The following is a 24146-nucleotide window of genomic DNA, read 5'->3' as shown; positions in this document are numbered from 1 at the left end:
AGATAGATCATGACGATTCGCGTTGCAATCAACGGCTACGGCCGGATCGGCCGCAACACGTTGCGCGCCTTCTACGAGAACGGCAAGAAGCACGATATCGAGATCGTCGCCATCAACGATCTCGGCGACGCCAAGACGAACGCGCACCTCACGCAGTACGACACCGCGCACGGCAAGTTCCCGGGCGACGTGTCGGTGGACGGCGATTACCTCGTCGTCAACGGCGACAAGATTCGTGTGCTGGCGATCCGCAACCCGGCCGAACTGCCGTGGGGCGAGCTGAATGTAGACGTGGTGATGGAGTGCACCGGCTTCTTCACGACGAAGGAAAAGGCGAGCGCGCACATCAAGGGCGGCGCGAAGAAGGTCATCATTTCCGCGCCGGGCGGCAAGGACGTGGACGCGACCGTGGTGTACGGCGTGAACCACAACGTGCTGAAGGCATCGGACACGGTCATCTCGAACGCTTCGTGCACGACGAACTGCCTCGCGCCGCTCGTCAAGCCGCTGAACGACAAGATCGGACTCGTCAACGGGCTGATGACCACGATCCACGCGTACACGAACGATCAGGTGCTGACCGACGTGTATCACGAAGACCTGCGCCGCGCGCGCTCGGCCACGCACAGCCAGATTCCGACAAAGACGGGCGCGGCGTCGGCGGTCGGTCTCGTGCTGCCGGAGCTGAACGGCAAGCTGGACGGCTACGCGATCCGCGTTCCGACCATCAACGTGTCGGTGGTGGATCTGTCGTTCATCGCGGCGCGCGACACGACGGTCGAGGAAGTGAACAAGATCATGAGGGAAGCGTCGGAAGGCGAGTTGAAGGGCATTCTCGGCTACAACGACGCGCCGCTGGTTTCGATCGACTTCAACCATAACCCGGCTTCGTCCACGTTCGATGCAACGCTCACCAAGGTGTCGGGCCGTCTCGTGAAGGTGTCGAGCTGGTACGACAACGAGTGGGGCTTCTCGAACCGCATGCTGGATACGGCTGTGGCGCTCGCGAACGCGAAGTAAGTTCTAGCCCGCTGAAACGACAAAGCCGCTCCTCGGAGCGGCTTTGTTTTTTGCGCGCTTTTATGCGAACCGCTGGCGCAGGAACGATATGACATAAGGCGTGGCGGCCGCCGCAACCGTCGACGCCGTGCCCGGATCGAGGCCCATGCGCGCGCCGATCGATTCGGCGATGCGTCCGGTCAGCACGCCTTCGCCACCGTCTTCGAGCGACTTGAAGAAGCCGTCGCCGCGCACGAGCCCCGCGGCGAACGCGGCGAAGAAGCTTTTGCCGGGATGGTCGCCCAACAAACCCTGGCTTTGTTCTTCGGCGTGCGCGTGCGCCGTTTCCGCAGCCGTACTAAGCATTTGCTGACTATCTTCCTGGCTGAAGCCCTGATCGGTCAGCGCCTGCGTGGCTTGCGCCCCGTGCGACGAGGACAGGAATTCCGATACGAGTTGTTGCACGTCCATTGACGTTACTCCTTTTGACGTTCGCGATGTGCAGGTCCGCGGAAAGCAGATTGAAGCCATGAAGGGCTATCGATCGCTCGCGGCCGTTCCTATGACATCGGCGGTCGCAGGAAGTGCCGGGCTCGCGACGCGATGAACAGCAATCGCCGATTGCGCCGCATACGGACGAAACGAAACCGCCGCCCATCGAAGCCGATGGACGGCGGTTTTCGCACGTCGCGCCCGACCGGGCGCATGCCGCTCAATGCTTGCGGTGCGGGCAGTTTTCCTTCGTGCAGGCGCCGTAGAGCGCGAGCGCGTGCTCGTGCAGCTTGAAGCCGCGTTCCTTCGCGATGGACTGCTGACGGCGCTCGATCTCGGCATCGAAGAATTCTTCGACACGGCCGCAGTCGATACAAACCAGATGGTCGTGGTGCGAGCCTTCGTTCAGCTCGAACACCGCCTTGCCCGACTCGAAATTGCTTCGCGACAAGAGGCCGGCTTGCTCGAACTGCGTGAGCACGCGATACACGGTAGCGAGCCCGATGTCGAGCTCCTCGTTGAGCAGATTGCGATACACGTCTTCAGCGGTCAGATGGCGCACCGGACTGTGCTGAAAGATTTCCAGAATCTTGAGGCGGGGCAGGGTCGCCTTGAGCCCGATATTTTTCAGATCGGAGGGATTGGTCATGGCTAGGCATCCCTAGAGTACAATTCAAGGTTCTCATAGTAATGCGTTTTTCCGAATCCTGACATCTCATACGGAAAGCACGCTGAAACCGCGCGCAACCCACGCGGAAGCCGCGCGGGACGGACTGAGAACGGGACGAGGAGCGCGGCGTTATCAGTGTTACCGGCGCTGTGCGCGAAAGGTGAAATGATCTCAAAATTTTTATCGAATTGCAGGGAGAGCCGTCGCATGCGGGGAACCATCATCGCAGCAACCCTCGCCGCGTTGCTCGCGGGTTGCTCGACGTACGACAGCGTCACGCAGAGAATCGCGCAGAGCATCACGCCCTATCGCATCACGGTCGTGCAAGGCAACTTCGTTTCCCAGGAAGCGGCAAGCCAGATGCAGGTCGGCATGTCGCGCGATCAGGTGAAGCAACTGCTCGGCACGCCGCTGCTTACCGACATGTTCCACGCGGACCGCTGGGACTACGTGTTCTACTTCAAGCGCGGTTCCACCGCCGTCGTGCAGCAGCGCGATTTCATCGTGAACTTCGCGAGCGATCGCGTCGTGAGCTGGTCGGGCGGCGAGAATCTGCCATCCAATCTCGAACTGCTCGCTGAAATCGACGGCGACAAGGGCGTGAAGGTCGCGAAGGCAGCGGCGCCCGCAGCGGTCGCGGCGGCATCGGGGGCGGCGTCGGCATCGACCGTGACGGCGCCGGCCGGCGAACCGTCCACGCAGCCGAACACGGCGTCGGCTTTTGCCGGCGACGCGAATCAGCAAGCCGCGCAGGCCGCCAATCGCGCCACGGCACAGGTCGAAATGCCGACTGGCCGAACGCAGTCGTCCGTGCGCCCGAACGTTCCGCAAAGCGCGGGCGCGGCGCCCGGCGCGGCCAGCGTGGGCGGCAATTCGCAGATCCAGTTGCAGCGCAAGCCGCAGACGATCACGATTCCAGACAGCAGCGCCGTCGGTCCCGCCAGCACATCGCCGACCCCGGCCAACGCGGGCGGACAAGCGCAGTTCAGCATGCCGCAGTAACGCGGCGAAGCAGCTTTGTCGGCAAGGCGCGCGGTGCGCGCCTTGCCGGACAGACCGGCGTCACGGGCGTTGTCGCGTGACGCCGCATCAATCCGCCGCGCTCGCCGCGCGGTCAACACGAGACAGCCATGAAGATCGCCATCGCCGGGGCGTCGGGCCGCATGGGCCGGATGCTGATCGAAACCGTTCTCAACGACCCCGATGCGCAACTCGTCGGCGCGCTCGACCGTCCGGGCGTGCCGCAACTCGGGCAGGACGCGGGCGCTTTCCTCGGCAAGACGACCGGCGTCATGCTCACCGACGACATCGAGCGCGTATTCGCCGACGCCGACTATCTCATCGACTTCACGCGCCCCGAAGGCACGCTCGCGCATCTGGAAGCGGCGCTGCGCCACAACGTGAAGATGGTAATCGGCACGACCGGCTTTTCCGATGAGCAGAAGGCGCGGTTGAAGCAGGCGGGCGAGAAGATCGGTGTGGTGTTCGCGCCGAACATGAGCGTCGGCGTGAACGTGACGCTCAAGCTGCTCGAATTCGCCGCGAAGCAGTTCGCGCAGGGTTACGACATTGAGATCATCGAGGCGCATCACCGGCATAAGGTGGATGCGCCGTCCGGCACCGCGCTCGCCATGGGCGAAGTCGTGGCCCGCGCGCTCGGCCGCGACCTCGACGACTGCGCCGTCTATGCGCGCGAAGGCGTGACCCGCGAGCGCGATCCGTCGACCATCGGCTTTTCGGCGATACGCGGCGGCGATATCGTCGGCGATCACACGGTGCTGTTCGCGGGCATCGGCGAGCGTATCGAGATCACGCACAAGTCCGCGAGCCGTCTTTCGTACGCGCAAGGCGCGCTGCGGGCCGTGCGCTTTCTCGCCGCGCACGAAAAGGGCTTCTTCGACATGCAAGACGTGCTCGGCCTGCGCTGAGGCGTTCACTGGCGATGGCGGCAACGGGCGTTATCCACTATCTGCAAAGCGGCGATGCCGTCACGCATGCGGTTGCGGGCGTGCTGCTCGCAATGTCGCTCGCGAGCTGGTGCTTCTTGCTCGTGAAAGCGTGGGTGCTGGCGCGCGCCAAATGGCAGGGGCCGCACGCGCTGCAACGTTTCTGGCAGGCGTCGACGCTGAAAGACGGCATCGGCGCGTTGCGCAGCGCCGATCGCGAGCGCGTCTATCTGCCGCTCGCCGAAGCGGCGTGGCGTGCATCCGAAGCGGAAGTGCCCGGCGCGCTGCTCGCTCGGGTCGAGCGCAACGAGCGTGTGTTGCGCGCGCTGCGGCAGGCGTTGCTGCACTCGCAACGCAGGCTCGAATTCGGACAGGTTCTGCTCGCGTCGGTGGGCAGCACGGCGCCGTTCGTCGGCTTGCTCGGCACGGTGTGGGGCATCTATCACGCGCTCGGCAGCATCGCGGCGAGCGGACAGGCAATGATCGAAAACGTCGCGGCCCCGGTGGGCGAGGCGCTCATCATGACTGCGTTCGGTCTTGTCGTCGCGATTCCGGCCGTGCTGGCGTACAACGTGCTCGGCCGCTACGTGCGGCAGATTTCCGAGGAACTCGACGGCTTCGCGCACGATCTGCACGCGTTCGTTTGCGGCGAGAAGCAATAGGGGCGCGCGATGGCGTTCGGCGGACTCGACAACAAGCCCAACGGCCAGCCGATGGCGGACATCAATATGACGCCGCTCATCGACGTCATGCTCGTGTTGCTAGTGATCTTCATCATCACCGCGCCGCTGTTCACGCACGCCGTCCGGCTCGATCTGCCGAAGGTGTCCTCGCAGCCGGCGCGCGAGACGCCGCAGACCATCACGCTTTCCATCGACGACGCCGGCAAGCTCTACTGGAACGACGCGCCGATCAGCGCCGGTGAGATGCGTGCGCGCTTCGCCGCGGCGGGCAAGGCGGCGGAGAAGCCGGAGTTGCATCTGAGGGCGTCGAGCGCCACGCGCTATGAAATCGTCGCGCAGGTGATGGGCGCGGCGCAGCAGGCGGGAATCGAACGGATCGGCTTCGTGACGCAGCCGGTGGCGGCGAAGCCCGCGCCTGCACACTAAAACGCTCAGAATCTGCCTATGCCATTTGGCCGAATTGCAGGCTCCCCGCGCGCCGCGCAAACATCTAGCGAAGGGCGCGAAACGCCCGCCGAGCGGCTTTACGAATCCAGGACACGCGGGTAGCGGACGGTATAATCGCCCTTTGCCCGTCGAACGCGTTTCGCGTCAATCAGAGCAGGCCCGATTCCGCCGTTCAACGCGCGAGTCGCGCCGGCCGATCGACCACGCAGCGTCTGGGTTCGCCATCGCAGCCAGCGCGGTAAAGCCTCACGAAGCTCGCGCCCGTCCACAGCATCAAGCGTAAAGCCATCACACCATGCACGATAAATACGTACCCGCCGACGTCGAATCCGCCGCGCAGAGCACCTGGCGCGCGAACGATGTCTACCGGACGACCGAGACGTCGACCAAGCCCAAGTTCTACTGCGTCTCAATGTTGCCGTATCCGTCGGGCAAGCTGCACATGGGGCACGTGCGCAACTACACCATCAACGACGTGATGTACCGTTATCTGCGCATGAACGGCCACAACACGCTGATGCCGATGGGCTGGGACGCGTTCGGCATGCCCGCCGAGAACGCCGCGATGGCCAACGGCGTGCCGCCCGCGAAGTGGACGTACGACAACATCGCGTACATGAAGAAGCAGATGCAGTCGATGGGCCTCGCCATCGACTGGTCGCGCGAAGTCGCCACGTGCTCGCCCGAGTACTACAAGTGGAACCAGTGGCTGTTCCTCAAGATGCTGGAGAAGGGCATCGCGTACAAGAAGACCGGCACGGTGAACTGGGACCCGGTGGATCAGACGGTGCTCGCGAACGAACAGGTCATCGACGGGCGCGGCTGGCGCTCAGGCGCGCTGGTGGAGAAGCGCGAAATCCCGATGTACTACCTGCGCATCACGGATTACGCGGATCAACTGCTCGACGATCTCGAAGGTCTCGGCTGGCCCGAGCGCGTGAAGATCATGCAGCAGAACTGGATCGGCAAGAGCTTCGGCGTGAACTTCGGCTTCCCGTACGAAATCGACGGCGAGGCGAAGCTGCTGCGCGTGTTCACCACCCGCGCCGACACCATCATGGGCGTGACGTTCGCGGCGATTGCGGCGGAGCATCCGCTCGCCACGCGTCTTGCGCGCGATAACGCCGGATTGCAGGCGTTCATCGAGGAATGCAAGCGCGGCGGCGTCGCGGAAGCGGACGTCGCCACGATGGAAAAGAAGGGCATGGCGACCGGCTTCTTCATCACGCATCCGCTGACGGGCGAGAAGGTGGAAGTGTGGATCGGCAACTATGTGCTGATGTCCTACGGCGAAGGCGCCGTGATGGGCGTGCCGGCACACGATGAACGCGACTTCGCTTTCGCGAAGAAGTACGGCTTGCCGATCAAGCCGGTGATCGCGGTCGAAGGCAAGACGTACTCCACGGACGCCTGGGAAGAGTGGTACGGCGACAAGACCGCCGGCCGCCTCGTCAACAGCGGCAAGTACGACGGCCTGACCACCGAGGAAGCGATCAATGCGATCGCCGCCGACCTGAAAGCGAAAGACTTGGGCGACAAGCAGGTCACGTGGCGTCTGCGCGACTGGGGCATCTCGCGCCAGCGTTACTGGGGCACGCCGATCCCGATCATTCATTGCCCGACCTGCGGCGACGTGCCGGTGCCGGAGAAGGATCTGCCGGTCGTGCTGCCGGAAGACCTCGTGCCGGACGGCACGGGCAATCCGCTCGCGAAGTCCGAAGCGTTCCTGAACTGCTCGTGCCCGAAGTGCGGCGCGGCAGCGAAGCGCGAAACGGACACCATGGATACGTTCGTCGATTCGTCCTGGTACTTCTCGCGCTACAGCGCGCCGGACGCGGCGACGATGGTCGACGAGCGCACCGATTACTGGATGCCGATGGATCAATACATCGGCGGTATCGAGCACGCCATTCTTCACCTGCTGTATTCGCGCTTCTGGACCAAGGTCATGCGCGACATGGGCCTCGTGAAGTTCGGCGAGCCGGCCAAGAACCTGCTCACGCAGGGCATGGTGCTCAACGAGACGTTCTATCGGGAAGACGCGAACGGCAAGAAAACCTGGTACAACCCGCTGGAAGTCACCGTGTCGCACGACGACAAGGGCCGTCCGACGGGCGCCACGCTCAATGCCGACGGCGAGCCCGTCGTGCTCGGCGGCGTCGAAAAGATGTCGAAGTCGAAGAACAACGGTGTCGATCCGCAAACGCTCATCGACCAGTACGGCGCGGACACGGCGCGTCTGTTCGTGATGTTCGCGGCGCCGCCGGAGCAATCGCTCGAATGGTCGGGCGCGGGCGTCGAAGGCGCGAGCCGCTTCCTGCGCCGCGTGTGGCACTTCGCGCACGACAACGCCGACGCTCTGCGTCAGCATCGCAAGCTCGACGTATCGAAAGTAAGCGACGCGGACCGCGCGCTGCGCCGCGAAATCTACACCGTGCTCAAGCAAGCCGATTTCGACTACGGCCGCCTGCAATACAACACGGTCGTGTCCGCGGCGATGAAGATGCTCAACGCGCTCGACAGCGCGAACAACGCGGGCGAAGGCGTGCTGAACGAAACCTTCGGCGTGCTGCTGCGCGTGCTGTACCCGGTCGTGCCGCACGTCACATTCCAGTTGTGGTCGGAACTCGGCTATGCCGACGAATTCGGCCCGCTCCTCGACGCGCCGTGGCCGAAGGTGGACGAAGCCGCGCTCGAGCAATCGGAAATCGAATTGGTGTTGCAGGTCAACGGCAAGGTGCGCGGTGCGCTGACCGTGGCGAAGGACGCATCGCGCGAAGTCATCGAGCAGGCGGCTGTCGCGCACGAAATGTTCGAAAAGTTCTCGGAAGGCCGCGCGCCGAAGAAGATCGTCGTGGTGCCGGGGCGTCTCGTCAACGTGGTGGTCTGATGGCCAGAACCTGGGGATTCGATGTGAGCGTAAAAGCCGTCGAAAAGCGCGCGGCAAGCGTGAGCCGGCGTTCGTTTCTCGCGCTGCTGGGCGGCGCGCTCGCGCTGTCCGCGTGCGGCTTCCAGCTGCGCGGCGAGCAGGACTACGCGTTCAAGCGTCTCGCCATCAGCGGCGGCGCGCCGCAGATGGTCGGGCGGCTCGAACGCCTGGTGCAGGGCGGAAGCGATACGGTCATCGTGAAGCCCTCGGAGAAGCCGGACGCGACGCTCTTTCTCACGGAAGGGCAGGGTCTGACCACCCTCAGCCTCAATTCGCAGGGCGTGATCCAGGAGTACGAGCTCGTCTACAACCTGAGCTACACGCTCGTCGGCGCGGACGGGACGGTGCTGATTCCGCCTAGCGCCATCGCGCTCAATCGCGCGATGACCTATAGCAACCAGTACACGCTCGCGAAGGCGCAGGAAGCCACGCTGCTCTATAACGACATGCGCAACGACGCGGTGGATCAACTGACGCGCCGGCTCGCGGTCGTCCGTTCGCTGCATCCGACGCCGGGCGAACAGGCGCCGGGCATCGCGCCGCGGGCGCCGCTGCCCACGCCGCCGCTGTAACGCGCCGCGCGACCGTTCACCATGCAACTGAAGCTCGACGCGCTTGAAGCGCACCTCGCGAAAGGCCCGAAGGCGCTGTACGTCGTCTATGGCGACGAACATCTGCTCGTGCAGGAAGCGTGCGACCGCATCCGGGCCGCCGCGCGGGCGGGCGGCTTCACGGATCGCACCGTTTTCACGGTCGAGCGCGGCTTCGACTGGAGCGCGCTCATCGGTGCGACGCAGTCGATGTCGCTCTTCGGCGACCGTCAGCTGATCGAGCTGCGTATTCCCACGGGCAAGCCCGGCAAGGAGGGCGGCGAGGCGCTGAAGACGCTTGCCGCCGCCGGCAATCCCGATGTCGTCACGCTGGTCACGCTGCCGCGCCTCGATTCGGCAACGCAGAAATCCGCGTGGTTCACGGCGCTCATCGGCGCGGGCGTGGCGCTGAAGGTCGATCCGGTCGACCGCGCGCAATTGCCAATGTGGGTCGGCCAACGGCTCGCGCAGCAGGGCCAGCGCGTCGCGCCGGGCGAGGAAGGGCGGCGCGCGCTCGTCTTCATCGCGGAGCGCGTCGAGGGCAATCTGCTTGCCGCGCATCAGGAAATTCAGAAGCTCGGCCTGCTTTATCCGCAGGGCGTGCTCACGTTCGAGCAGATTCATGACGCCGTGCTGAACGTGGCGCGTTACGACGTGTTCAAGCTGAACGAGGCGATGCTGACCGGCGACGTCGGCCGTCTTTCACGCATGCTCGACGGTCTCAAAGGCGAAGGCGAAGCGGCGGTGCTCGTGCTTTGGGCGCTCGTCGACGAAGTCCGCACGCTCTTGCGCATCAAGCGCGGGGTGGCGTCGGGCAAGCCGCTCGCCACGCTGCTGCGGGAAAACCGCGTGTGGGGACCGCGCGAGCGGTTGATCGGCCCGGCGCTTTCCCGCGTGACCGAAGGCGCGCTCGAAGGCGCGCTCTCGCTCGCCGCACGGCTCGACCGGCAGGTCAAAGGGCTCTCGGGTAGTTCCGGCAGCACGGGTGCGCGCGGCAGCGAGCCGCCACCCGATCCGTGGGCGGGCATGTTCGAACTGGCGATGGCCGTCGCGCAGGGCGACTCGACGGCGCCGCGACCGCGTCGCTGAAGACGCGTCACGGCTTAGAATGATTCTTTGCGTCCCGGCATCCATGCAACCGCACGCGAATCCACTGCTCACTGATGCCGCGCTCTCCAACGGCATGACGGAATGATCCAGATGAACATCGACCAGTACATGACCGACCTCGGACGCCGCGCTCGCGCGGCGTCACGCGCGATGGCGCGGGCGTCGACGGCGGCGAAAAACGCGGCGCTCGTCGCGGTGGCGGATGCGATCGAACGGGAACGCGACGCGCTCAAGGCTGCAAACGCGCGCGATCTGGCGAGAGCGCGCGAGAAGGGCTACGACGCGGCGTTCATCGACCGTCTGACGCTCTCCGACAAGGCGCTAGCCACCATGGTCGAAGGCTTGCGGCAAGTGGCGTCGCTGGCTGATCCGATCGGCGAGATCAGCGGGCTCAAGTTTCGTCCAACGGGCATTCAGGTCGGGCAGATGCGCGTGCCGCTCGGCGTGATCGGCATCATCTATGAATCGCGGCCGAACGTGACCATCGACGCCGCCGCGCTCTGCCTCAAATCCGGCAACGCGACGATTTTGCGCGGCGGCTCGGAGGCGCTCGATTGCAACACCGCGCTTGCCACGCTGATCGGCGAGGGACTGCAAGCGGCGGGGCTGCCGCAGGACGCGGTGCAGGTGGTGGCGACGGCGGATCGCGCGGCGGTCGGCAAGCTCATCACCATGACTGAGTTCGTCGACGTGATCGTGCCGCGCGGCGGCAAGAGCCTGATTGCGCGGCTGATGGAAGAATCGCGCGTGCCGATGATCAAGCATCTCGACGGCATCTGCCACGTGTACGTGGATGACCGCGCGGATCTCGAAAAAGCGGCGGCGATCTGCGACAACGCGAAGACGCACCGCTACGGCACCTGCAACACGATGGAAACGCTGCTGATCGCCCGCACGGTCGCCGACGCTGCGTTGCCGATGCTCGCGCGCGCGTTTCAGGCGAAAGACGTCGAACTGCGCGTCGATGCGGCGGCGCGCAAGGTGCTGGAAGCTGCGCACATCGGCGCGCTCGTGGATGCGACCGAGGAAGACTGGAGCACCGAATACCTTGCGCCGATTCTGGCGGTCAAGATCGTCGACGGACTGGATGAAGCGATCGACCATATCAACAGCTACGGCTCGCATCACACGGACGCGATCGTCACCGAGGACCACGACCGCGCCATGCGTTTCCTGCGCGAAGTCGATTCGGCGAGCGTGATGGTCAACGCATCGACGCGCTTCGCGGATGGCTTCGAGTTCGGGCTGGGCGCGGAGATCGGCATTTCGAACGACAAGTTGCACGCGCGCGGGCCGGTGGGACTGGAAGGGCTGACATCGCTGAAATACGTCGTGCTCGGTCGCGGCGAAGTGCGTCAATAAAAACCGCCGAATACGAAAAACGATGCTCTGGATCAAATCGCTACATATCGTGCTGGTCGCCTCGTGGTTCGCTGGGCTGTTCTACCTGCCACGCATCTACGTGAATCTCGCGATGGAGAAGGACTCGGCAGCCACCGCGCGTCTTTTGCTGATGGCGCGCAAGCTCTTTCGCTTCATGACGTTCATCGCCGTGCCGGCGCTCGCGTGCGGGCTGTGGCTATGGCTGGATGTCGGCATCGGGCGCGGACAGGGTTGGTTGCACGCGAAGCTCGGCATCGTCGTATTGTTGGTTGCCTATCACGCGTATTGCGGCATTCTGCTGCGCACGTTTCAGCGCGGCGAGAACACGCGCTCGGACAAGTGGTACCGCATGTACAACGAGTTGCCGGTGCTCGGTTTGCTCGGCGCGACGCTGCTCGTCGTCATCAAACCCTTCTGATATCCGCTTCGGGTGCCGGCGCTCGGCTCACATTCCCACCCGGCGTCCTTCCAGCACGTCCTTCGCCTCGGCGAGCTTCTCCGCCAGTTGCGGGCCGCGCGCCAGCGCCAGCCCGACCGCCAGAATGTCGCCGATCGCGAGATGCGAGACGCGCGATGTCATCGGCGAAAAAATGTCCGTGTCTTCATCGACGTTCGCGAACAGGCCGACGCTCGCCAGCCGCGCGAGCGGCGAATTGCCGTGCGTGATCGCGATGACCTTCGCCCCGCCGTTCAGCGCCGACTTGCACGCGTCGAGAATGTCCTTCGTGCGGCCGGTGTTCGAGATGGCGACGACGACATCGCCCGGTCCGAGCAACGCGGCGGATGTCGTGTAGGTGTGCGGATCGGCGTACGCGACCGATGGCACGCCGAGCCGGAAAAACTTGTGCTGCATGTCGAGCGCCGCAATCCCCGAGCCGCCCGCGCCGTAGAACTCGATGCGGCGCGCGTCCGAAAGAATCGCGATCGCCGCCGCGACGCTGTCCGACGACAGGCTATTGCGCACCGCGATGAGCGCGCCGATGGTGCGGTCGAGCACCTTCGCCGCGACGCCGGCGGCGGGTTCGTCGCTGCGGACGTCGCGGTAGACCGTGGGCACATCCGCCGCGACGCTTTGCGCGAGCCGGATCTTGAATTCGCGGAACCCGGAAAAACCGAGCGCCTGACAGAACCGCGCGATGGTCGGCTGGCTGACGCCTGCGCGGGCGGCGAAGTCGGTCATCGACAGGTCGAGGACTTCGCGCGGCGCTTCCAGCACATAATTGGCAAGCTTGCGCTCGGACGGGCGCAACTGCTCGCGCATTGCTTCGACTTGGGACAGCAACATCGGAAAACTCGCCTATGCTGGAAATTTGCCTGCGACTATAGCCGATGAATCGCTTTGTACAAATACTACATACGTAGCGTCGTGGTCGTCAGGGAATTCCCTCAGACGATGATGTTTGTTAGCTGCGAGTTCGGCGTCCGCTGAACAGTAACGCGCATTCGGCACGTTGTCGTCGTGTAGTTTTTCTACTAATATGAGGCCGAGCGGCATTCACTCTATAACGACGCAGCCGCCGTTCTTCGCGATTGTCCAACCCATAACTCGACGGCATGCGCGCCGGAGTGAGACAAGGAGCTTCGATGGTTTCCCCGCATTCACAACTCAAGAAAGTCACCGACCGCGTGGTCGAACGCAGCAAGTCCACTCGGGCGGCGTATCTGGCGCGGATCGACGCGGCGCACGGCAAGTTCCCGGCGCGCGGCGCGCTGTCTTGCGCGAACCTCGCGCACGGTTTCGCCGGACTCGAAGGTCAGGAGAAGTTCGCGATCAAGGCCGTGCGCGAGCCGAACGTCGGCATCGTGTCGTCATATAACGAGATGCTTTCCGCGCATGCGCCGTACAAGAGCTTTCCGGACATCATCAAGCAGGCGGCGCGCGAACACGGCGGCATCGCGCAATTCGCGGGCGGCGTGCCGGCCATGTGCGACGGCATCACGCAAGGCAACGCTGGCATGGAGCTGTCGCTGTTTTCGCGCGAAGTCATTGCCATGAGCACGGCCGTCGCGCTCACGCACAACATGTTCGACGCGGCGCTGTGCTTAGGCGTCTGCGACAAGATCGTGCCGGGGCTCGCCATCGGCGCGTTGCAGTTCGGCCATCTGCCGACCATCTTCGTCCCGGCAGGCCCGATGACGAGCGGCCTTACCAACGACGAGAAAGCAAAGGTCCGTCAGGAGTTCGCGACCGGCAAGTGCAATCGCGATGCGTTGCTCGAAGCCGAGGCGGCGGCGTATCACGGTCACGGCACCTGCACGTTCTACGGCACGGCCAACAGCAACCAGATGCTCATGGAAGTGATGGGCCTGCATCTGCCGAGCGCGGCGTTCGTGCATCCGCACACGCCGCTGCGCGATGCGCTCACCGCAGAGGCCGCGCGCCGCGTGCTCGACCTCACGCTGGAGCGCGGAAACTACACGCCGATCGGCCATGTGGTCGATGAGAAGGCGATCGTCAACGGCATCGTCGCACTGCTCGCGACGGGCGGTTCGACCAATCACACGCTGCACCTCGTGGCGATCGCGCGGGCGGCGGGCATCGTGATCGACTGGAACGACTTCGACGAGCTGTCACAGGTCGTGCCGCTGCTCGCGAAGATTTATCCGAACGGCAAGGCCGACGTGAACCACTTTCACGCGGCGGGCGGCGTGGCGTTTCTCGTGCGCAATTTGCTAGAAGGCGGTTTGCTGCACGAAGACGTTCAGACGGTCGCGGGGCGCGGCTTGTCGCACTACACGAAAGAGCCGAAGCTGATCGACGGCAAGCTGCAGTGGGTCGATGGCGCGCCAGAGAGTCACGACACGAAGGTGCTGCGCGACATTCGCGAGCCTTTCCAGCCGGACGGCGGCTTGCGGCTGATGCAAGGCAAGCTCGGGCGGGGCGTCATCAAGATTTCGGCTGTGGCGCCGGAGCATCGTGTGGTGAAAGCGCCGGCCATCGTGTTCAATTCGCAGGAAGAAGTGCAGGAAGCGTTCGATAAGGGCGAACTGAAGCGCGATTTCGTCGCGGTCGTGCGCTTTCAAGGCGCGCGCGCGAACGGCATGCCGGAGCTGCACCGGTTGACGCCGCTTCTCGGCGTGCTGCAGGATCAGGGCTTTCACGTCGCGCTCGTCACCGACGGCCGCATGTCGGGGGCATCGGGCAAAGTGCCTGCCGTGATTCACGTGTCGCCCGAGGCGCTGTTGCATGGGCCGCTCGGCAAGGTGCGCTCGGGCGACATGCTCGTGATCGACGCGCCGGCTGGCGTGCTTGACATCGACATCGACGCACAGGAATGGGCGTCGCGCGAGGTCGAGGCTCCGGCGAATCAGGCGGAAAACGAAGTCGGCTTCGGCCGCGAACTGTTCGGCGTGTTCCGCAGCGCGGCGCTGCCAGCCGAGGAGGGCGCGTCGGTGTTCGGGGCGCTGATCGGCGCGACGGCTGCGTCGGCTACTGGCGGCGCAACGGCGAATGCCGGCGACGCACATCGGGAAGCGGCTCACGCTCATGCCTCGACGCAGGCGACGCACTGACGCCGGTTAAAAACCCGCGGCCTGACACTGAGTCGCCGCATAGAAAAGGAGTCGCATCACATGAAAACGGTAAGCGAAATCGTGCGTCTGGGTCCGGTCATTCCGGTGCTAGCATTTGATTCAGTGGAGCAGGGCGAACAGGTATCGCGCGCGCTGCACGCAGGCGGCGTGAAGGTGCTCGAGATCACGCTGCGCACGGCGGCGGGCATTGGCGCGATCGAACGGGCGAGCCAGCTCGCGGAAGACATCGTCGTTGGCGTCGGGACGATCACGAAGCCTGAGCATTGCGAGCAGGCCAAGAAAGCGGGCGCGCAGTTCGGCGTGTCGCCGGGTTTGACGAAGGACATGCACAAGGCCGCGCTGGATGCCGGGTTGCCGCTGTTGCCGGGCGTGATGACGCCGAGCGACATCATTACCGCGATGGAACTGGGCTATGAAACCGTCAAGTTCTTCCCGGCGCAACAGGCGGGCGGCGTTCCGATGTTGCAGGCGTTTTACGGGCCGTTTCCGAATCTCAAATTCTGTCCGACTGGCGGCATTACTGCGGAAACGGCGTCGCTGTTTCTCGCGCAGCCGAATGTGGTGTGTGTTGGCGGATCGTGGCTGACGCCGAAGGCTGCGATTGCTGCGCAGAATTGGGAGGAAGTGACGCGGTTGGCGCGAGCTGCGAGCGAGCTTGCGCCGCAGAAGTAATCGAGAAGAAACGGGGCGATCTCGCAAAGCTTCCTGCAGTGCAATCGCCTTCGGGCTGGACGCGCTCTCGATGTGGGTCTGTCCCTTGTTCATATCGGTAGCTTGATTTCGCAACTCGTTAGAGCATGACTTTGCGAGGACAGCTTCTTTGCTGCGCGGGACTGGTTGTCCAGTTCGGTTAGCCCAAACTGGACAACGTCGTTGGCAGCTGCTCGCCTGCCGAATTAGATATGCAATTTACGGCTTGATGGGCGTTGTATCTTGCGAAATATTGATGTTGACGTTCGTCGAAGACGTTGAGCTGGAACTGCTCTTCGTTGAGCCGCCTGCCACCTGCGCTTGCGCCAACGCGCTGCGATCGATGTTAATCATTTTCATTCCTCTCTAATCCTGAGTAATACAACTGGTTTTGCCTCTGCGGAAACATTTCTCGCATTAAAAAATCCACTCCGCTGCAGATGCATCAAGATAATGCTTAGATGACCCTCAGTCGAAGTGAGCACAACGAGAACGGATTGGTGAGTCCTAGTCGCGATTGATTTGAATTCAATAATCCCAGGCGTCATGCTCATCGCCATATTAGCAGTTGGCGCGCATTCGATTAACGCTGACTGTTCCTAAATGTCTTCATAAAATCATGATCGGAAGCAGTAATATGGCAGTTTAATTGCCAACTGGTTCAGAATAAGCATCGTTATCTGCCTGTTGGGGCGCGGTGCCGCTTGCGTTGAGCCGGGCTAGCCGACAATTTCGCACGCGATCCCGTGCAGCGCCGTCTCCGCGCGCAAGCACCGCTATGAACGCAATTACCTGGACCGCCGTCTATCAGACGGCAGGCAGCCTGCCCTCCGGTCTTCTTCCTCATATGTGTCCAGCGCCGCGCCGCGTAGTTGCACATTCTGAAGCACTAGGACGACTCTTATAAATGTCCGGATCGCTGGGAAATCTAGAAAATCTTCTATATATTCAAGGGGTAGGTTGGCTACCCGTTCGTCCCTAGATCTCTTGCTGTTTCTGCTCGTCCGCGGCAGGTATCGGACTGTAACGTCGCGCGCTGGGGTAGCCCGGATTTTGCGAAAGTAAAGCAGCAACTCTGCGCTTTATTTCGAAAGGCGCAATCCCGAATTTCTGAGATATCAATTGTGACTATTCGAATCGGAATATCTGTCGTCACGCATCAAGGGCAGAACATTTGGCAGAACGGTCTCGGACAGAACGTCGTCTTTCTGGCTGAGGCTTTGCAACGGCTACCGTTCGTGGAAGGCATTACGCTCATCGATGTGGGCGATCAAAACGCCTTGCCGCCGCAGGTCGACGCGTCATCGAAAGGTATGCGCATCATGCGGACGCACGATGCAGCCGACCAGGTGGACGTCGTATTTGAAATGGGCGGCGCACTGGACACGCAATGGCTCGACCTCATGCGTGCCCGCGGCAAGAAAGTCGTCTATTACTGCTGCGGCCAGCCGTACGTCGGACTGGTGGAATCGCCGGTGTTCGACAAGCCGGTGCACGTCATGCGCCCCGACCGCTACGACGAAATCTGGTTGATGTCGAAGGACCGCCTGTCCATGCCTATGATGCGCACGCTTCACCGTTGCGACGTTCATCTCGTGCCCTTCATCTGGCATCCGCAGTTTTTAGAGCAGCGCATCGCGGAGGTGAGCGAACACGGGTTGCATTATGGATATCAGCCGCGCACAGACGGATCATTGAATGATTCTTCACAACGGCAGGGCTTCCGGGTTTCGATCTTCGAGCCGAACATCTCGGTCGTCAAAACGTCCAGTATTCCGATGCTGGCGTGCGAAGAGGCCTATCGAACCGATCCTTCGAGCGTATCGCACATGCATGTGCTGAACACTTTGCACATGAAGGATCATCCGACGCTCGTGCAAATGGCTAATTCGCTGAACCTCGTTAAAGACAGCAAAGCGACCTTTCACGGACGCAACGATATCGCAGGATTCATGTCGCAATTCTCGGATGCTGTCGTGTCTCATCAATGGGGCAACGACCAGAATTATCTTTATCTCGACGTACTGTACGGCGGCTATCCGCTCGTCCATAACTCGCCTTGGCTCGACGCGGGATATTACTACCCCGGCTTCGATTCACAGGAGGGCGGGCGACAACTGCTGCGCGCGGCCAGAGAACATGATGCGTCGCTTGGCGATTATCGGGCGCGCGCCCAGCGCGTCATCGACTCGGTGAATCCTTTCAATCAAGCGAACCTGGACAGCTTTGCCGACCGGTTACTGAACCTGTTCAAAGGTAGCGAGGCGAAGCTCGGCGTATGAACAAGCAAACGAATCCCCGTATGCCGGAACGGCTCAATGTGGGCGTATCGATCTTCATCCGCAAAGGCGAGCAGTCACTCTGGGAAAACGGCATCTTCCAAAATTGCCTTTACCTGGTGATGCTGCTCAAACGCTCGCCGCGCGTGAAAGCTACCTATCTCGTCACGGGTGGCCGCACTGCCTACTCGGGCATTGCTGCTGCCACGGCGTTGGCGATGGTTCCGAACATCGACCAGGACAAGACCATGTCCGTCGGCGTGGGTGGTGCGTCGTATCAGGGCTATGCGGCTGCGGCCGTCGCGCTGAACCTGCGCGTCACGCAGAACCTCGTGCTGAAGGCGGGTGCTGGTACGACCCGCAGCGGCACGGTGTACAGCGCGAACGCGTCGTATCGCTGGTAAGCCGGAGCCCGAGGAAACTCGGGCAGACCCGGGCGATCGCGGATGCTGCGCGATCGCCCGGTCGCTCCCCGTCGCTACCCAGCCACTTGCACGAACTGACGAAACAGAGATGTCCAAACTTCTTATCACCGCTCTCCTATGCGTCGGCGTCCTCTCGGCCTGTTCGACCGACACGGGCATGACCTACACCGCCCGCAAGGTGAACATCGCCGGGGAGCCGAACGCTTATCGCGTGACGTGCTCCGGTCTGTTCGAATCGCAGAACGCTTGCATGGCAGCCGCCGCGCAAATCTGCAAGGAACAGCAAGTCGTGCCGGCGCAATCCGTCGATAGCGTTCCCGGCCGCGGCAATCCTCGCGAGCTGACTTTCCGCTGCGCAGAGCCGCGCGCATCGGCAAAACCGGCTGCTTAGTCACACGAGCATCAGCCCTGAAAACCGACGTTCTTCCGAGCGTCGGTTTTTTGCTTTTGGGCGCGAACATTGCATCCGTCGCCGTTTACCGACGCTTTCCCCGCTTACCAGTAGAATTCGGGTCGTCCGCGCCGTGCGCGCGCTTGCCGGACATTGCCCGACGTAGCAGGGCAGCGACGGCAAACGCACGGGCAGCGCGAATAATCTCAACAAAATCAAAGGAGGCGTCATGCCGGCCGTCCACGGGAGCATGCTGCTGCTCTACGCGGTGATCGCGATCGCGGTTCTGATCCTGATGATCACTCGCTTCAAGGTGTATCCGTTTCTCGTTCTTCTGATCGTGTCCCTGTTGCTCGGCCTCGCGGTCGGCATGCCGATGGACAAGATCGTCAAAGCGTTCGAAACCGGCAACGGCAACACGCTCGGGCATATCGCGGTGGTCGTCGGCCTCGGCACGATGCTCGGCAAGATGATGGCCGAATCGGGCGGGGCGGAGCGAATCGCCAATACGCTGATCCACCTCTTTGGCGAAAAGAATATTCACTGGGCGATGATGTGCGTCGCCATCATCGTCGGCTTGCCGGTGTTTTTCGAAGTCGGCTTCGTGCTGCTCATTCCGATCGCGTTCAACGTCGCGCGTCGCTCGGGCAAGTCGCTGCTGCTGATCGGTCTGCCGATGGTCGCGGGTCTGTCCGTCGTGCACGGGCTGATCCCGCCGCACCCGGCCGCGCTGCTTGCGGTTCAGGCGTATCACGCCGATATCGGCAAGACGATTGCGTATGGTCTGATCGTCGGCATTCCGACTGCGATCGTCGCGGGGCCGCTCTTCGCGCTGCTGATTCACAAGCAGATCAAGCTGCCGGACACGAACGCGCTGGCCGACCAGTTCGTCGATACGCACGGTGAGAGCAAGAAGCGCGATCTGCCGAGCTTCGGTGTCACGCTTTTCACCATCTTGCTGCCGGTTATTTTGATGCTGGTCGGAAGCTGGGCGGACCTCGTGTTCGCGCCGAAGACGCTGCCGAACGACCTGCTGCGATTCGTCGGCCAGTCGGATATCGCGCTGCTGATCGCGGTGCTGGTCAGCTTCTGGACGTTCGGCGCGGCGCGCGGCTTCAATCGCGAGCAGATTCAGAAGTTCTGCGGCGACTGCCTGGCGCCGATCGCCGGCATTACGCTGATCGTCGGTGCGGGCGGCGGTTTCGGCCAGGTTTTGCGCGATAGCGGCATTTCGCAGCAGATCGTCGCGACCGCGTCGCAAGCGAGCCTGTCGCCGCTCTTGCTCGGCTGGTTCGTCGCGGCGCTCATTCGCCTGGCGACCGGTTCGGCCACCGTCGCGATGACGACCGCGTGCGGCATCGTCGCGCCGGTCGCGGCTGCGGCGGGCGGGCACGTCAGCCCGGAGTTGCTCGTGTTGGCGACGGGCTCAGGCTCGCTCATCTTCTCGCACGTGAACGATGGCGGCTTCTGGCTGATCAAAGAGTATTTCGGGATGACGGTCGGCCAGACGTTCAAGACATGGTCACTGTGCGAGACCATCATCTCCCTGATGGGTCTGGGATTGACCTTCGCGCTCGCGGCGGTCGTGTAAGGAGCTTGAGATGATTCTCATCGCGATGGGCGTGTCGGGCGCCGGCAAGACCCGAATCGGCGAATTGCTGGCGGAGCGCCTGCAATGTCCGTTCACGGACGGCGACGCCTTTCACAGCGCAGCCAACAAGGAAAAGATGCACCACGGCATTCCTCTGACTGACGAGGACCGCTGGCCCTGGCTCCAGACCATACGTGCCGCGATCGAAGAGAAGCAGCGGGCGGGCGAGACGGCGGTTTTCACGTGCTCGTCGCTGAAGCGTTCGTACCGCGACGTTCTGCGCGACGGCGACAAGGACGTGTGCTTCGTCTATCTGCACGGCACGTTCGAGACGCTGCGCGAGCGTCTGCAAACGCGCACCGGGCACTTCTTCGATCCGTCGCTGCTGGAGAGCCAGCTCAGCACGCTCGAAGAACCGGGCGAGGACGAGGCGATCGTCGAGAGCATCGACATGACGCCGGAGGAGATCGTCGACGACGTGATCGAGAAACTGAAGACGCGCTGACGATGCCGCAAAGAGAAAGCCCCACACTCTCGCGAGCGTGGGGCTTTTGTTTCTTGCTGCGCCGCCGCGGGGGTTACGCGATGCGCTTGGCCAATTCCGCCGCCTTGCCGATGTACGACGCCGGCGTCATGTCGAGTAGCAGTTGCTTCGCGTCGGCGGGAATCGCCAGACCGCCGATGAACGCTTGCAGCGCCTCACGCGTGATGCCTTTGCCGCGCGTTAGTTCCTTCAATTGCTCGTACGGATTTTCGATGCCGAAACGGCGCATCACTGTCTGCACCGGCTCCGCGAGCACTTCCCAGCAGTTGTCGAGATCTTCGTTCAGACGTGCCGCGTTGACTTCGAGCTTGTCGAGCCCGCGGATCAGCGCGTCGTACGCGAGCAGCGAATAGCCGAACGCCACGCCGATGTTGCGCAGCACCGTCGAATCGGTCAGATCGCGTTGCCAGCGCGAAATCGGGAGCTTGTCGGCGAGGTGGCGCAGCGTCGCGTTTGCGAGGCCGAGATTGCCTTCGGAGTTTTCGAAGTCGATCGGATTGACCTTGTGCGGCATCGTCGACGAGCCGATTTCACCGGCCTTCGTGCGCTGCTTGAAGTAGCCGAGCGAGATGTAGCCCCACACGTCGCGATCGAGGTCGAGCAGAATCGTGTTCGCGCGCGCGACGGCGTCGAACAGTTCGGCCATGTAATCGTGCGGTTCGATCTGAATGGTGTATGGATTGAACGTGAGCTTCAGCCGGTTCTCGACGACATCCTTCGAGAACGCTTCCCAGTCGAACTCCGGATACGCCGACAGATGCGCGTTGTAGTTGCCGACCGCGCCGTTCATCTTGCCGAGCAACGGCACGTGCGCGACGCGCTCGATGGCCCGCGACAAGCGCGCCGCGACGTTCGCGATTTCCTTGCCGAGCGTCGTCGGGCTGGCGGGCTGGCCGTGCGTGCGCGAGAGCATCGGCTGGTCGGCGTGCGTGTGCGCGAGCTTGACGAGCCGCTCGTGCACCGAACGCAGCGCGGGCAGGATCACGTGCTCACGCGCGCCGGCCAGCATCAATCCGTGCGACGTATTGTTGATATCTTCCGACGTGCACGCAAAATGGATGAACTCGCTTGCACGCTCCAGTTCCGGCTGGCCCTTGACCGACTCCTTCAGCCAGTATTCGACCGCCTTCACGTCATGGTTCGTGACGCGCTCGATATCCTTGATGCGCGCGGCGTCGTGCGCCGTGAAGCGGCTGACGAGATTCAGCAGGAACTGCTCGGCGGCATCGGAAAAGCGCGGAACTTCGGCGAAACCCGCACGCGAGAGCGCGATCAGCCAGTGGATCTCGACCGTCACGCGATGGCGCATGAAAGCCGCTTCGGAAAGCCAGTCGCGCAGGGCTTCGGTTTTGGCGGCGTAGCGGCCGTCGAGCGGCGAAAGCGCGGTGAGCGCAAAGAGGGTATCGGGGCGGGTATCGGACATGGTGACGTGTCGGCAGCGGCGTGCGGCTGGAGGGAAAAGACGGAAGAACCGCGCATTTTACCATCGGATGCGTCCCATTCCGGGGCGCTCAGCGTGCGCGAAGTTCCATGTCCAGCAAGTGAAGCTGCTCCGGCGTGCCGACGTTCTCCCAGCGGCCTTCGTAGAGTTCGCCACTCGCGCGTCCCTGCGCGATGGTTTCGCGATAGTAGGGCGTCAGCGCGCGCCGCGTGCCGGGCGCGAGATCGCGAAACATGCGCGTGTCGTAGAGACCGATGTTGCCGAACGTGTAGCGCGGACGGACATCGAGCGCGAGCTTGCCGTCGATCAGCGCGAAATCGCCATTCGGATGGAACGGCGGATTCGGCGTCATCACGAGGTGCAGGCCGGGTTCTTCGCTGCGCGCGAGCACGTCGGCGCGGTCCCGCAGCGTGGCGTAGTCGAAGTCGCAGAACACGTCGCCGCTCACCGCGATGAACACGCCTTGCCCGATCAGCGGCAACGCCTTTGCGATGCCGCCCGCCGTCTCCAGCGCCTCGCGCTCCGGCGAATAGCGCAATTCGACGCCCCAGCGCGAGCCATCGCCGAGCGCCGCTTCGATCCGCGCGCCGAGCCACGCGTGGTTGATGACGATCGTCTCGACGCCCGCCGCCGCCAGCCGCTCGATCTGCCAGACGATGAGCGGCTTGCCGCCCGCTTCCAGCAGCGGCTTCGGGCACGTGTCGGTGAGCGGGCGCATGCGCTCGCCGCGGCCGGCGGCGAAGATCATCGCCGTCTTGAGAGATTCGGTCATGCGCGGGTCAGGGAATCAGAAGGTATAACCGACTTCGACCGCGCGGCCTTCGAGCGAATCGAGCAGGCGCGCGAACGGCCAGAGCGGCGCATAACGCTCCGCGACCTTGCGCGCATAGCCGATGAAACGCGGCAGATCGGCCAGATAATGCGACTTGCCGTCGCGATAATGGATGCGTGCGAAAAGCCCGAGCACCTTGATGTGCCGCTGCAGGCCCATCCATTCCAGTTGACGATAGAACTCGCCGAAATCCAGGTCGACGTCCAGTCCGGCCTTCTTCGCGCGCTCCCAGTAATACGCGATGCAGTCGAGCTGAAACTCCTCGTCCCAACTGATGAACGCGTCGCGCATGAGCGAAGCCATGTCGTACGTGATCGGGCCGTACACCGCGTCCTGAAAGTCCAGCACGCCGGGGTTCGGCTCGCTCACCATCAGATTGCGCGGCATGAAATCGCGCAACATGAACGTCTGCGGCTGCGCGAGCGCGCTTTGTGCGAGCAGCGAGAAGGTGTCGTCGAGTGTCTGGCGTTCTTCCGCCGTCACGTCGCGGCCCAGGTGGCGGCCGATGAACCACTCCGGCATCAGTTCCATCTCGCGGCGCAGGAATGCCTCGTCGAACGGCGGCAGCACGCCCTCGCGCGCCGTGCGCTGAAAGCGGATCAAGGTGTCGATGGCCGCGCGCATCAAAGGCCGCGCGTTCTTTTCATCGAGCACGGAGATATATGGGGTCGTGCCGAGATCGGTGACGAGCATGAAACCCGCGTCGAAATCCGTTTGCAAGATTTTGGGCACATGCACGTTCGCCGCTTCCAGCAGGCCCGCGACCTGCACGAACTCGCGGCATTTTTCGGGCGGCGGAGCGTCGACGGCGATCAGCGTCTTGCCGTGTTCCGAATCGCAGTCGAGACGGAAATAGCGGCGGAAACTGGCATCGGCGGAGGCGGGGGCGAGGCTATCCAGATTCAGCCGATAGGTTTCGGCGTAAGTCTGAAGCCAGGAACGGAGTTGCTCGAAGCGGGTATCGGCGGGAATGTGCGTCATAAATTCGAGAGGCAAAACATCTTGCCATATAATACCCCACGACTTTTTTAAGCGATCCTTGAGCTATCTGTTCGCGCCTGGCGCCAGGCGCCGACGACCGTGCCGCGCCATCGTTCGATCGAGTGTCGTCCCTGCATAGCGACGGACCGCCGGGTTCGACCACGGCAATGACGCGGGCGAAGCGCGGCG

At 63.1% G+C, this 24146-nt stretch carries 24 protein-coding genes; 17 read left to right on the top strand and 7 right to left on the bottom strand.

Annotated elements, in window-relative coordinates; all coding sequences use genetic code 11:
- Positions 1–9 precede the first annotated feature (9 nt).
- The gene (gene gap / locus GV035_RS21515) at positions 10–1020 is read left to right on the top strand and encodes a type I glyceraldehyde-3-phosphate dehydrogenase (RefSeq protein WP_159836965.1); all 1011 of its coding nucleotides are present in this window, start codon (positions 10–12) and stop codon (positions 1018–1020) included.
- 60 nt (positions 1021–1080) lie between these two features.
- Here the strand turns inward: gap and GV035_RS21510 are convergent, their stop codons facing one another.
- Together GV035_RS21510 and fur are read right to left on the bottom strand one after the other, a co-directional pair.
- The gene (locus GV035_RS21510) at positions 1081–1470 is read right to left on the bottom strand and encodes a hypothetical protein (protein WP_159836964.1); all 390 of its coding nucleotides are present in this window, start codon (positions 1468–1470) and stop codon (positions 1081–1083) included.
- Positions 1471–1711: 241 nt separating this feature from the next.
- Positions 1712–2140: a ferric iron uptake transcriptional regulator gene (gene fur, locus GV035_RS21505; RefSeq protein WP_159836963.1), complete on the bottom strand. Its 429-nt coding sequence runs from the start codon at positions 2138–2140 to the stop codon at positions 1712–1714.
- A gap of 228 nt (positions 2141–2368) precedes the next feature.
- Here fur and GV035_RS21500 point away from each other — a divergent pair, with 228 nt between their 5' ends.
- The 9 genes from GV035_RS21500 (at position 2369) to GV035_RS21460 (ending at position 11667) form a co-directional block, all read left to right on the top strand.
- Complete coding sequence (locus GV035_RS21500; protein ID WP_159836962.1) at positions 2369–3163, top strand: outer membrane protein assembly factor BamE; 795 nt, start codon at positions 2369–2371, stop codon at positions 3161–3163.
- A gap of 128 nt (positions 3164–3291) precedes the next feature.
- On the top strand, positions 3292–4089 hold the full coding sequence (gene dapB / locus GV035_RS21495) for a 4-hydroxy-tetrahydrodipicolinate reductase (protein ID WP_159836961.1): 798 nt from the start codon (positions 3292–3294) through the stop codon (positions 4087–4089).
- A 14-nt stretch (positions 4090–4103) separates the two neighbouring features.
- The gene (locus GV035_RS21490) at positions 4104–4769 is read left to right on the top strand and encodes a MotA/TolQ/ExbB proton channel family protein (RefSeq protein WP_159836960.1); all 666 of its coding nucleotides are present in this window, start codon (positions 4104–4106) and stop codon (positions 4767–4769) included.
- A gap of 9 nt (positions 4770–4778) precedes the next feature.
- Positions 4779–5216, top strand: coding sequence for an ExbD/TolR family protein (locus GV035_RS21485; protein ID WP_159836959.1), 438 nt, complete (start codon positions 4779–4781; stop codon positions 5214–5216).
- Positions 5217–5532: 316 nt separating this feature from the next.
- Positions 5533–8127 carry a leucine--tRNA ligase gene (gene leuS, locus GV035_RS21480; protein ID WP_159836958.1) on the top strand — a complete coding sequence of 865 codons (2595 nt, stop codon included), beginning with the start codon at positions 5533–5535 and terminating at the stop codon, positions 8125–8127.
- Positions 8128–8186: 59 nt separating this feature from the next.
- The gene (locus GV035_RS21475; protein ID WP_159838149.1) at positions 8187–8738 is read left to right on the top strand and encodes an LPS-assembly lipoprotein LptE; all 552 of its coding nucleotides are present in this window, start codon (positions 8187–8189) and stop codon (positions 8736–8738) included.
- A gap of 21 nt (positions 8739–8759) precedes the next feature.
- Complete coding sequence (gene holA / locus GV035_RS21470; protein ID WP_159836957.1) at positions 8760–9845, top strand: DNA polymerase III subunit delta; 1086 nt, start codon at positions 8760–8762, stop codon at positions 9843–9845.
- Between the two features lie 111 nt (positions 9846–9956).
- Positions 9957–11228 (top strand): glutamate-5-semialdehyde dehydrogenase, encoded by a 1272-nt coding sequence (locus GV035_RS21465; protein ID WP_159838147.1) that lies wholly within the window; start codon positions 9957–9959, stop codon positions 11226–11228.
- Between the two features lie 22 nt (positions 11229–11250).
- Positions 11251–11667, top strand: coding sequence for a CopD family protein (locus GV035_RS21460; RefSeq protein WP_159836956.1), 417 nt, complete (start codon positions 11251–11253; stop codon positions 11665–11667).
- Positions 11668–11694: 27 nt separating this feature from the next.
- Here the strand turns inward: GV035_RS21460 and GV035_RS21455 are convergent, their stop codons facing one another.
- On the bottom strand, positions 11695–12534 hold the full coding sequence (locus tag GV035_RS21455) for a MurR/RpiR family transcriptional regulator (RefSeq protein ID WP_159836955.1): 840 nt from the start codon (positions 12532–12534) through the stop codon (positions 11695–11697).
- Positions 12535–12833: 299 nt separating this feature from the next.
- Between GV035_RS21455 and edd the strand changes: the two genes are divergently transcribed.
- Both edd and eda read left to right on the top strand, forming a co-directional pair.
- A complete protein-coding gene (edd, locus tag GV035_RS21450) occupies positions 12834–14762 on the top strand; it encodes a phosphogluconate dehydratase (RefSeq protein WP_236572683.1) in 1929 nt (642 codons plus the stop codon).
- Between the two features lie 60 nt (positions 14763–14822).
- Positions 14823–15455 carry a bifunctional 4-hydroxy-2-oxoglutarate aldolase/2-dehydro-3-deoxy-phosphogluconate aldolase gene (eda, locus tag GV035_RS21445; protein ID WP_159836954.1) on the top strand — a complete coding sequence of 211 codons (633 nt, stop codon included), beginning with the start codon at positions 14823–14825 and terminating at the stop codon, positions 15453–15455.
- A 237-nt stretch (positions 15456–15692) separates the two neighbouring features.
- Here eda and GV035_RS21440 read toward each other — a convergent pair whose 3' ends face one another.
- Positions 15693–15833, bottom strand: a complete 141-nt coding sequence (locus tag GV035_RS21440) for a hypothetical protein (protein ID WP_159836953.1) — start codon at positions 15831–15833, stop codon at positions 15693–15695.
- Positions 15834–16597: 764 nt separating this feature from the next.
- Between GV035_RS21440 and GV035_RS21435 the strand changes: the two genes are divergently transcribed.
- From GV035_RS21435 to GV035_RS21415, 5 genes are all read left to right on the top strand, one after another.
- On the top strand, positions 16598–17755 hold the full coding sequence (locus GV035_RS21435) for a DUF2827 domain-containing protein (protein ID WP_328698934.1): 1158 nt from the start codon (positions 16598–16600) through the stop codon (positions 17753–17755).
- Positions 17752–18156 (top strand): YadA C-terminal domain-containing protein, encoded by a 405-nt coding sequence (locus GV035_RS21430; protein WP_159836952.1) that lies wholly within the window; start codon positions 17752–17754, stop codon positions 18154–18156. The genes GV035_RS21435 and GV035_RS21430 overlap by 4 nt, the downstream gene beginning before the upstream one ends.
- Before the next feature lie 109 nt (positions 18157–18265).
- Positions 18266–18568, top strand: a complete 303-nt coding sequence (locus GV035_RS21425; protein WP_159836951.1) for a hypothetical protein — start codon at positions 18266–18268, stop codon at positions 18566–18568.
- Positions 18569–18797: 229 nt separating this feature from the next.
- Complete coding sequence (locus tag GV035_RS21420) at positions 18798–20159, top strand: GntP family permease (protein WP_159836950.1); 1362 nt, start codon at positions 18798–18800, stop codon at positions 20157–20159.
- A 10-nt stretch (positions 20160–20169) separates the two neighbouring features.
- Positions 20170–20664 (top strand): gluconokinase, encoded by a 495-nt coding sequence (locus tag GV035_RS21415; RefSeq protein WP_159836949.1) that lies wholly within the window; start codon positions 20170–20172, stop codon positions 20662–20664.
- 73 nt (positions 20665–20737) lie between these two features.
- On the opposite strand, the gene purB is transcribed toward GV035_RS21415, so the two are convergent.
- From purB to GV035_RS21400, 3 genes are all read right to left on the bottom strand, one after another.
- Positions 20738–22126: an adenylosuccinate lyase gene (gene purB, locus GV035_RS21410; RefSeq protein ID WP_159836948.1), complete on the bottom strand. Its 1389-nt coding sequence runs from the start codon at positions 22124–22126 to the stop codon at positions 20738–20740.
- 88 nt (positions 22127–22214) lie between these two features.
- Positions 22215–22916 (bottom strand): N-acetylmuramate alpha-1-phosphate uridylyltransferase MurU, encoded by a 702-nt coding sequence (gene murU, locus GV035_RS21405; protein ID WP_159836947.1) that lies wholly within the window; start codon positions 22914–22916, stop codon positions 22215–22217.
- Between the two features lie 15 nt (positions 22917–22931).
- Entirely contained in the window at positions 22932–23957 is a 1026-nt protein-coding gene (locus GV035_RS21400) for an aminoglycoside phosphotransferase family protein (RefSeq protein WP_159838143.1), read from the bottom strand.
- Positions 23958–24146: the final 189 nt, after the last annotated feature.

The organism is Burkholderia sp. 8Y (genome assembly GCF_902506145.1).
GTDB lineage: Bacteria > Pseudomonadota > Gammaproteobacteria > Burkholderiales > Burkholderiaceae > Caballeronia.
This window is presented reverse-complemented; position numbering and strand designations above follow the sequence as displayed.

What these genes read in the sequence shown, in the direction of transcription:
- gap (WP_159836965.1), top strand. Translation starts at nt 10, where the DNA reads ATGACGATTCGCGTTGCAATCAACGGCTACGGCCGGATCGGCCGCAAC.
- GV035_RS21510 (WP_159836964.1), bottom strand. Translation starts at nt 1,470, where the DNA reads ATGGACGTGCAACAACTCGTATCGGAATTCCTGTCCTCGTCGCACGGG.
- fur (WP_159836963.1), bottom strand. Translation starts at nt 2,140, where the DNA reads ATGACCAATCCCTCCGATCTGAAAAATATCGGGCTCAAGGCGACCCTG.
- GV035_RS21500 (WP_159836962.1), top strand. Translation starts at nt 2,369, where the DNA reads ATGCGGGGAACCATCATCGCAGCAACCCTCGCCGCGTTGCTCGCGGGT.
- dapB (WP_159836961.1), top strand. Translation starts at nt 3,292, where the DNA reads ATGAAGATCGCCATCGCCGGGGCGTCGGGCCGCATGGGCCGGATGCTG.
- GV035_RS21490 (WP_159836960.1), top strand. Translation starts at nt 4,104, where the DNA reads ATGGCGGCAACGGGCGTTATCCACTATCTGCAAAGCGGCGATGCCGTC.
- GV035_RS21485 (WP_159836959.1), top strand. Translation starts at nt 4,779, where the DNA reads ATGGCGTTCGGCGGACTCGACAACAAGCCCAACGGCCAGCCGATGGCG.
- leuS (WP_159836958.1), top strand. Translation starts at nt 5,533, where the DNA reads ATGCACGATAAATACGTACCCGCCGACGTCGAATCCGCCGCGCAGAGC.
- holA (WP_159836957.1), top strand. Translation starts at nt 8,760, where the DNA reads ATGCAACTGAAGCTCGACGCGCTTGAAGCGCACCTCGCGAAAGGCCCG.
- GV035_RS21465 (WP_159838147.1), top strand. Translation starts at nt 9,957, where the DNA reads ATGAACATCGACCAGTACATGACCGACCTCGGACGCCGCGCTCGCGCG.
- GV035_RS21460 (WP_159836956.1), top strand. Translation starts at nt 11,251, where the DNA reads ATGCTCTGGATCAAATCGCTACATATCGTGCTGGTCGCCTCGTGGTTC.
- GV035_RS21455 (WP_159836955.1), bottom strand. Translation starts at nt 12,534, where the DNA reads ATGTTGCTGTCCCAAGTCGAAGCAATGCGCGAGCAGTTGCGCCCGTCC.
- edd (WP_236572683.1), top strand. Translation starts at nt 12,834, where the DNA reads ATGGTTTCCCCGCATTCACAACTCAAGAAAGTCACCGACCGCGTGGTC.
- eda (WP_159836954.1), top strand. Translation starts at nt 14,823, where the DNA reads ATGAAAACGGTAAGCGAAATCGTGCGTCTGGGTCCGGTCATTCCGGTG.
- GV035_RS21440 (WP_159836953.1), bottom strand. Translation starts at nt 15,833, where the DNA reads ATGAAAATGATTAACATCGATCGCAGCGCGTTGGCGCAAGCGCAGGTG.
- GV035_RS21430 (WP_159836952.1), top strand. Translation starts at nt 17,752, where the DNA reads ATGAACAAGCAAACGAATCCCCGTATGCCGGAACGGCTCAATGTGGGC.
- GV035_RS21425 (WP_159836951.1), top strand. Translation starts at nt 18,266, where the DNA reads ATGTCCAAACTTCTTATCACCGCTCTCCTATGCGTCGGCGTCCTCTCG.
- GV035_RS21420 (WP_159836950.1), top strand. Translation starts at nt 18,798, where the DNA reads ATGCCGGCCGTCCACGGGAGCATGCTGCTGCTCTACGCGGTGATCGCG.
- GV035_RS21415 (WP_159836949.1), top strand. Translation starts at nt 20,170, where the DNA reads ATGATTCTCATCGCGATGGGCGTGTCGGGCGCCGGCAAGACCCGAATC.
- purB (WP_159836948.1), bottom strand. Translation starts at nt 22,126, where the DNA reads ATGTCCGATACCCGCCCCGATACCCTCTTTGCGCTCACCGCGCTTTCG.
- murU (WP_159836947.1), bottom strand. Translation starts at nt 22,916, where the DNA reads ATGACCGAATCTCTCAAGACGGCGATGATCTTCGCCGCCGGCCGCGGC.
- GV035_RS21400 (WP_159838143.1), bottom strand. Translation starts at nt 23,957, where the DNA reads ATGACGCACATTCCCGCCGATACCCGCTTCGAGCAACTCCGTTCCTGG.